This is a genomic window from Deinococcus rhizophilus, from assembly GCF_030271215.1.
In the GTDB taxonomy this organism is placed as follows: domain Bacteria; phylum Deinococcota; class Deinococci; order Deinococcales; family Deinococcaceae; genus Deinococcus; species Deinococcus rhizophilus.
In genome coordinates this window covers 1-3217 of sequence record NZ_JASNGB010000249.1, presented here as the reverse complement: position 1 = coordinate 3217, position 3217 = coordinate 1, and the positions used below count along the sequence as shown (strand labels likewise).

The 3217-nt window shown below is 71.2% G+C and carries 1 protein-coding gene; it reads left to right on the top strand.

The genetic code is table 11. The annotated features are described in order from the left end of the window. Nucleotides 1–3: 3 nt before the first annotated feature. The coding region (rnr, locus tag QOL99_RS16050) for a ribonuclease R (RefSeq protein WP_407650210.1) at nt 4–3217 on the top strand (3214 nt) is incomplete at its 3' end.

Below are 3217 nucleotides of genomic sequence, written 5' to 3'. Positions count from 1 at the left end.
GTGATGGCCGAGACTCCGGTGACCGCTCCCCAACCGCGCGAGCCGGAGGCCCCGGCCCCCGTCAAGCCTGCCCGCCGGGGCCGTCAGCCCAGGGCGGCAGCGGTGGCCGAACCCACCCCCGAACCCCTCCCCCTGCCCCCGGTGGCCGGGTCGGAAGCCGCTGCAGTCATCCCCGCCGAAGCCCCCGCCAGACCGCGCCGGGGCCCCAAGACGAAGACCGCCACGCCGGTGGCCGAAGCGGCTGAGCCGCAGCCGGACATGCTCCCGCCCGTGGCGAGCGAGCCGACCGACCCCGTGCTGCTCGAAGTGCCCAAGGCCCGGCGCGGGCGCAAGGCGAAGTCGGCCGCCGCCCCCGCTCCCGAAGCAGCCGAGGCCCCGCTCGACGAGGTCCTGGGCGGTGTGGAATCTGTCGAGGTGGAAGACGACACGCCGGCCCCGGGTACGCCCGACTCGGCCCCGGTCCACACCCGGATGGGCGACGGACAATCCGACACCCCTGAACCCCTGATCGACCTGCCGCACGAGACGGAAGACGGGCAGGAGAACCACGCCGGGACGGAGGCGCGGGGCCAAGAACCCGGCGACCCCGCCCGCGCGATGGTCGTGGCGCAGCTGCGCAAGCTGGGGCGGCCCATTCACGTCCGCGATCTGGAGCGCACCTTTACCCGGCAGATGCAGGGCCGGCTGGGCGACTGGCGCGACTTGGAGTCGCTGCTCGACGACCTGACGCGCACGGGCGACGTGATCCGCACCCGCAAGCGCACCTACGGGCTGCCCGAGGCGATGAACCTGGTACGCGGACGCTTTCAGGCGTCGGCGGCGGGCTTCGGCTTCGTGGTGCCGGACAGCGGCGGCGAGGACTACTACGTGGCCGCCGAGCACACCATGGAAGCCTGGAACGGCGACATCGTGCTGGTGCGGATGGAAGGCCGGGGCGACAGCGGACGCGGCGGTGGACCCCGGCGCGGCCAGCGCGGCGACGGCAGCCCGCGCGCCTCGGTGGTCCGCATCGTGCAGCGGGCCTACAAGCAGCTGGTGGGCACGCTGGAGTTCAGCAAGGGCCATCCCATCCTCAAGCCCGACGACCACCGCGCCCGGCACCGCATCCTGCTGCTGCCACAGGGCATCGACGAGCTGCACAGCGGCGCGAGGGTCGTGGCCGAGCTGTTCTGGCCCGAGGGGACCGGCGAGGACGAGGTCTTCGGGCAGGTCACCCGCGTGCTGGGCGAGCAGGACGACCCCGAGACCGAGACCGAGGCCGTGATCGTCAAGTACGGGCTGCGCGGCGACTTCCCCGAAGACGTGCTGGAGCAGGCGGACGCCGTCCCCACCCAGATTCCCGCAGAAGCGCTGGTGGGACGGCTCGACCTGCGCGAGTTCAACATCTTCACGGTGGACGGCCGCGACGCCAAGGACTTCGACGACGCCATTCACATCCAGCCCACCCCCGAAGGCACCTTCGTGGTGGGCGTCCACATCGCGGACGTGAGCCACTACGTCACCGACAACAGCCCGCTGGACAAGGAAGCCTACGCCCGCGCGACGAGCGTGTACCTGCCCGGCCGGGTGCTGCCCATGCTGCCCGAGCACCTCAGCAACGGCGTGTGCAGCCTGGTGCCCTACGAAGACCGCCTGACGCTGACCGCGCTGGTGGAACTCTCGGCCGAGGGCGACATCCTGAAGGTGCAGCTCGCACCCAGCGTGATTCAGAGCAAGGCGCGGCTGACCTACGACGAGGTGCAGGCCTACTCGGAGGCGACGGCCACCCTGCCCGACCATGCCCGGCAACTGGAGGGCGACCTCCACCTGCTGCTCAAGATCACGACCAAGCTGCGCCAGAAGCGGCTGCGCGAGGGGTCGCTGGACTTCAAGCTGCGCGAGGTCAAGGTGGACGTCGGCAAGGACGGCCGCATGGAACTGATTCCCATCCGCGAGGAAACCGCGCGGGGGATGATCGAGGACCTGATGCTGCTCGCCAACAAGGTGGTGGCCAACGAACTGCTGAAACGCGAGATTCCGGCCCTCTTCCGCATCCACGAGGAACCCACCCTGCAAAAGTTCCAGGAGGTCACGGCGGCCATCGCGCGGCTGGGCATCTCCTTCCCCGGCGGGGAACCCACCCCGCAGGCGTATCAGGCCGTTCTCAAGGGCGTGCGCGGTACGCCCCGCGAGAGCGTGGTGAACACGCTGCTGCTGCGCTCGATGCAGCAGGCCAAGTACGCGGGCGAGAACCTCGGGCACTTCGGGCTCGCCTTTGACGAGTACCTGCACTTCACCTCACCGATCCGGCGGTACCCCGACCTGCTGGTCCACCGCGTCCTGAAGGGGATGCTCTCGGGCGAGCTGCGGGCGAGTAGCCGGGCGGTGAACGACCTGCGGGCCAAGCTGCCCGCGATGGGCGAGCACACCTCCGAGCGCGAGCGGGCCGCGTCCGAGGCCGAGCGCGACCTCACCAAGTACTACCAGGCGAAGTGGGCGCAGGAGCACCTCGGCGAGACCTTTGCCGGGAACGTGTCGGGCGTGGTGTCCAGCGGCCTCTTCGTGGCGCTCGACAACGGCGTCGAGGGCAAGCTGCACATCTCCAACCTCGACGACGACTACTACATCTACCTCGAGGACGCGCAGATGTTGCGGGGCCGCTCGAATGGCCGGAATTTCCGGCTGGGGGACTCCGTCACCGTGACCATCAGCCAGGTCAACCCCCTGGCCCGGCAAATCGATTTCACCCAGGAGACCGACATGGAAGGCAACCCCATCCGCCCCCGCGCCCGGCGCCGCGAGGACCGCGAGGCCGAGAAGCGCGAGAAGCTGCAAACGGTCAGCACCGCCGCGCCGCGCAAATTCACGCTCGACGACCCCCAGCCTGCCAGCCCGGCTCCGCGCCCCGTGCGGGGACCGCAGCAGGGCCAGTCCGGCCCCGAAGGCCGTGACCGCGACCGGGGCGGACGGCCCGCCGCCAGCAGCCAGAGCCCCCAGAGCGGTGGGCGCGGTGGCCGCCGCGTGATCACCCTGGAACGCCCCCGCAACGAGCACCTGCGCCCGGTGAACATCACCGTGCAGCGGATGTACTTCGGGGACTGGACGGTGGAGAACCTCCCGCCCGACGAGGGAGGCCAGGGCGAGGGGGGCCGCTCCGGGGGCCGCCGCTTCGGGCAGGACGGGCGCGGCGGCGACCGGGGAGGCCGGGGTCCGGGCTACTCGCGCGGCAGCAGCGACC